Raw genomic sequence first — 5,394 nt, 5'->3', positions numbered from 1 at the left:
TTCCCCCTCCGCCGGGGAGGGCTGGCGGGTCGGCCGCGTCGGACAGCCCGCCGGGCTGAGGGGGCCCCGGTCCGGGCTGTTTCCCCGTCCGCCGACGGGAGGGCGTGGCGGGTCGGCCGTGTCGGACGGCCCGCCGGGCTGAGGGGGCGACCGGCCCGGGCTGTTTCCCCGTTCTGCCAGGGGCAGTTGGCGGCTCGGGCCGCCGTGCCGGCGCCGCCTGGCGGGCAGCCTGCGGGGCTCCGGGCTCCCGGGCGTCGGGTGTTCAGGCTCCTCGTCCCGCCGCCGGGTGGGCGGTTGGCCCGCCGGCTCGCCGCGCTGGCACGGCCCGGCAAGCTGTCCCGGGCGCTGCGCCGGCGAGCCCCTCGGCGTCGGGCTTCCGGCCCGGGGCCTGGGCTTCGGCACCCCGCTGCTTCCCCTTCCGCCGGGGGCAGTTGGCGGGTCGGACTGCCGGGCCGGGACAGTCCGGCGAGCGGCACCGGGATCTCGGGCGGTGCGGCCCCGGGCGCTGCTTCCCCGGCCCGGGTTCCGGGCTCCCCGTTCCAGTCCTGTGCCTCCGGCCCCGAGTTCCGGCCTGGGGTGCCCGGGCCCCGGTGGGCGGGATGTGGAAAGGCGGGGCGGACCTCCGGGGGGAGGTCCGCCCCGCCTGGGGCGGTGGGCCGGGTGTTACGGCTTCAGCCGGATGATCTGCGGGTCGTGGTCGCTGGTCTGGTTCGCGAACTCGGAGTTGATGTGCACCACGTCGTAGTCCACGTGCTTGAGGTTCGGGCTGACCAGGATGTGGTCCAGCACCTGCGAGTTGCCCTCGAAGACGTAGGAGTAGCGTTCCTTCGCCGGCAGCGTGTTGACCAGGTCGGTGAGGACCTTGCCGTTGCCGGTGAGGCTGAGCACCGCCGGGGAGAACTGGTAGTCGTTCAGGTCGCCCAGTACCACGACGTCGGCGTGCGGGTCGGCCTGCTCGATCTGCTGCACGAAGTCGTGCTCCAGGATCGCCTGGCGGTTGCGCTGCACCTCGGAGCTGCGTACCGGCGGCTGGAAGCGGCTGTCGATCGCCTGGTCGCCGCCCTTGCTGTCGAAGTGGTTGGCGATCACGAACAGCGTCTTGCCGCGGAAGGTGAACTCGGCGGCCAGCGGCTTGCGGCTGCTGTTCCACGCCGGGTCGTCGGGCGCGATCCGGCCGGGGGAGAAGGTCAGCGCGGTCGCGCTGCCGGTGCCGGTGACGCCGACCGCGGTGGTGGAGTCACCGCCGGGACGGTCGGTGAAGCCCACCCGCGCCGGGTTGAACAAGAACGCCTGCCGGATGTTGCCGCCCGGCTCGCCGCCGTCCTTGTCGTTGACCGGGTCGATCTCGCGCCACGAGTAGCGGGGGCCGCCGGCCGCCACGATCGCGTCGGTGAGCTTCTGCAGGGTCTGGTCGGCGGCCACCGTGCCGTCGTCGGTGGCGCCGTTGTTGTCCTGGATCTCCTCCAGCGCCACGATGTCGGGCGAGCGCAGGTCCTTGACCAGCCCCTGGGCCAGCGCGTCGAACTTGGACTGCGGGTTGGCGGGCGCCAGGTTCTCCACGTTGTACGTGGCCACCGTCGCCTGGTCCGATGCGGCCTTGTCGGTCACCTCGGGCTTGATGCCGCCGCTCTTGACCGTGCCGATGGTCCGTGCCGCGATGGTGTAGGTACCGGCGAACTGGTTGTAGTCCAGCGGGCCCGACGTGGTGCCCTTCAGCGTGTCGCCGACGTTGGCCACCGGGAACGCCTGGGTGGCGGTCGGGATCAGCGACTGGACCATCAGGCGCCCGGAGTTGGGCTGGTCGTAGCCGGTGTAGAGGGTGCCGCCGCGCTTGGTCGGGTTCTGGTCCGGCTTGACTGTCACCCACAGCTCGCCGTACTGGTCGGTGGCGCCGACCACCCGGCTGTCGCCGATCTTCACGTTCATGCCTTCGAGCGAGGCGTAGAAGTCCAGCGCGTAGTCGGTGGGCCGCAGCGGCAGGTTCTCGATGGTGCCGCCGCCCGCGCTCGGCACGAACGCGTCCGGGACGCTGTTCTTGTCGATGACCACCGGGGCGGGCAGGGCGTTGCCGCTGGAGAGCACCGTCACCTTGGGCTTGGTGAGTTCGGTGGTCGACTGCACGCCGGTGTCCGCGCCGCCCGGGTAGTACTCGGAGACGGTGCCGTCCACCGAGACGCTGTCACCGACGGCGACGGTCGGGGTGGAACTGGTGAAGACGAAAAATGCCCTCACTGGTACGGGGGTTGGCGTCCGCGTTCGGGTCCTGCATCCAGAAGCCCTGCGCGGAGCCGTACGCCCGTATGCCGGTGACGATGCCGGTCGCGCCGCTGATGGCCTTGCCGGCCAGCGGGGAGACCCGGGTGTCCCCCTGGATGTCGTGGATCTTCGCCACCGGGGCCGTGGGCGGCGTGGTGGGCGGAGTCGTCGGAGGGGTCGTCGGGGGTGAGGTGGGCGGCCCGGTCGGGGCGCCGCCGGAGTTCTGCGGGGTGGGGTCGCCGGCGGTGAAGTCGGCCGCGTTGTCGTCGGTGTCGGCGAGCGAGGCGCCACGGGCCACGGAGGCGGTGTTGCTCGCCCCGGCGGCCGCGCCGCTGCCCTCGTGCACCACCGCGGTGCCGTAGCCCACCAGGTCCTTGACTCGGGAATCGGCCAGGCAGTCCGCGGCGTTCAGGCAGGTCAGCGGGTCGGCGCCGGAGACGAGCGCGACGGTGCCGGTGGTGCCCGACATGTTGATGGCGCCGGTGACGTCCGGCGTCGGCAGCGCGGTGCTGCCGCCGGTGCCGGCCGCCTCCTGCACCAGGAACCGGCCGCTGCCGGCCAGCGAGCCGGTGAGCGCGGTGGCCTGCCACTTGGAGCTGCCGGTCGGCGCGCCCGGCAGGTACTGGACGCTGTAGCCGCTCAGATCCACCGGCGTGGCACCGGCGTTGGCCAGCTCGATGAAGTCATTGGTGTACGTGGCGCCGGAGTTGCCACCGCCGCCGTACACCTCGGCGATCAGGGCGTCGGCCGACGGCGAGGCCATCGCGGCGTTGACGCTCAGCCCGGCCGCCACCAGGACGACGGCGCCGGCGATACCGATCGGCAGGACGCGCTTGCGGGCCCGGGACGTGCCGGGTCTCGCGGGGCGAGGCGTGGCCTCGGAGGAGTGCGACACCGGAGGAGTTCTCCTTCTGCGTGACGACAGTACGTGACGGCGGTGCGTGGCCGCAGTGCCCAACGGCCCTGCGAAACCGCCGGAATGACGGCACGTCAGCCCGGAGGAGACGCGCGATCCGGCTCAAGATACGCGCGTAGATGTCGCGCCTGAAGGGGTTTCCAGATTAATTCTGGGTGTTGATCGAGGTGGTTCGGCTGACCTGGGCTCCTTTGCGGCTGCTGGGTGTCTCCCCGGACACCTGTGGTCAGCGCCGACTCGCGCCGCTGGAACGGCCGTTGTCGGTGGGGCCAATGGTGCCGGTCAGGCGCCGGAGAACGCTCGGCGCGATACCGTCGTGCCGCAGGTTTAGCGAAGGTGCGCAGATATCTACGGACATGCGCTCGTAAATATCTTCGAAGCATCCGGCACTTACCCGTACAACGGCGGGCGACTACCGGGTGTGTACAGCTGTCACCGGTCCATGGCTGCTGTCTTCTCGCGTCCGATCCACCAAAAGCGGGCGTTGGGCCTATCGTTTGGACAGCGGGCCCGACCGTATCGCCAACCTCCCGCGGCCGAGCCGTGCGCACACACACCTTCAGCGCGCGAGGAATGGCAGGTTCGGCTCAGTGGGAAGGACGCCGATGAAGCCCGGAGTGGTCCTCGACGGTCGCTATCAGATGGTGCGGCTGCTGGGCAAAGGCTCCATGGGCGCGGTCTGGCAGGGCAACGATCTCAAGCTCCACCGCTCGGTGGCGGTCAAGGTCGTGCTGGACCACACCGACCCGGTACTCGTCGAGCGGATGGGGCTCGAAGCCACCGCGGCGGGACGTTTATCCCATCCGCATATCGTGACCGTGCACGATTACGGACAGGCCGCATATGGCGGTGAGACGGTCGCCTATATCGTCATGGAATTGGTCGACGGACGCCCGCTCACCGGAGTGCTCGCGGAAGGAATGCCGCAACTGTCGGTGGCCCTGGACTGGGCCCGTCAAATCGCTCTCGCGCTGGGTGCGGCACACGCGCCCGGGGTCGGCGTGGTCCACCGTGATCTCAAGCCGGACAATGTGCTGATCACCGGGGACGGCCTGGTGAAACTCGTGGACTTCGGCATCGCCCGCTTCATCGCTGAACCCCGGGAGGGGCAGCAGGGATTCAGCGCGGCGGACCGGCCGGGCGGATCGGGCGGGTCGAGCGGACCCGGCGGATCGGGCGGGCCGGGTGGATCGGGTGCGGCCGTCGATTCCGCGGATTCCGCCGATTCCCGGGGCTCCGCCGAGCGGGACGCCTACGCGGGCCTGGCCGGGCTGGACACGCTGAGCGGCACCCCCGCCTACATGGCCCCGGAGCAGTGCCTGTCGAAAGCGGTGGACCACCGCACCGACCTCTACGCCCTCGGCTGCCTGCTCTACGAGATGGTCACCGGCGCGCCCCCCTTCGACGACGGCTCCCCGCTGGCGGTGGCGGTGGCGCACGTCCACGACGCGCCGCCCACCCCGCGCAGCCGCAACGGCGCGGTCTCGGCCGAACTCGACGCCCTCATCCTCGACCTGCTCGCGAAGGACCCGGCGGCCCGCCCGCCCGACGCGGCCGCCGTCTACCGCCGGCTCGGCGCCATCGCCACCGAACTGCACGGCGCGGTGTCGGCCGCCGCGCTCACCCCGCGGCCCATCCCCCGCCCGCGTCCGCCGTCCGCCGCCGACGACCCCGGATACGCCGAACTGCTGCGCCGCTACGGCGGCCCGGAGGATCCCGCCGCCGAGCAACGGCCGGCCGAACTCATCCGATTATGGTGGGCGGCCGCCGCCGATCTCACCGACCATCTCGGCCCGCTCCACGCGGAGACCCTCACCGCCCGGCGCGCGCTGGCCCGGCACATCGGGGCGGCCGGTGACCACGCGCTGGCCATAAGCCTCTGGCAGGAACTCATCCCCGACCTCCAGTTCAGCCTGGGCCACTTCCACCGCACCACCTTCACCGCCCAGCGGCTCCTGGCCTGGCACATCGGCGCCGCGGACCGCCCGGCCGAGGCGGTCCGGCTGCTGCTCGAACTGGTCCCCGACGCCACCCGGCTGCTCGGCCGCCGCCACCCGGACGTGCTGGAGACCCGTCGCTTCCTGGTGTGGAACATAGGAGCTCTGGGCCGCCATCCCCGGGCGGTACGGCTGCTCAGCAAGCTCGTCCCGGACCTCACCGAAGCGCTCGGCGCCGACCACGAACACACACTGGAAGCACGACGGATGCTCGCCTGGAACACC

1 protein-coding gene and 1 pseudogene are annotated in these 5,394 nt (G+C 71.7%); one reads left to right on the top strand and one right to left on the bottom strand.

The annotated features are described in order from the left end of the window. Window positions 1–663 precede the first annotated feature (663 nt). Window positions 664–3,082: pseudogene (locus GA0115240_RS34080) on the bottom strand (endonuclease/exonuclease/phosphatase family protein). A gap of 695 nt (window positions 3,083–3,777) precedes the next feature. Between GA0115240_RS34080 and GA0115240_RS34075 the strand changes: the two are divergent. After that, on the top strand, window positions 3,778–5,394 hold a 1,617-nt coding region (locus GA0115240_RS34075; protein WP_093742840.1), incomplete at its 3' end, for a serine/threonine-protein kinase.

The organism is Streptomyces sp. DvalAA-14 (genome assembly GCF_900091855.1).
Lineage (GTDB): Bacteria > Actinomycetota > Actinomycetes > Streptomycetales > Streptomycetaceae > Actinacidiphila.
This window is presented reverse-complemented; position numbering and strand designations above follow the sequence as displayed.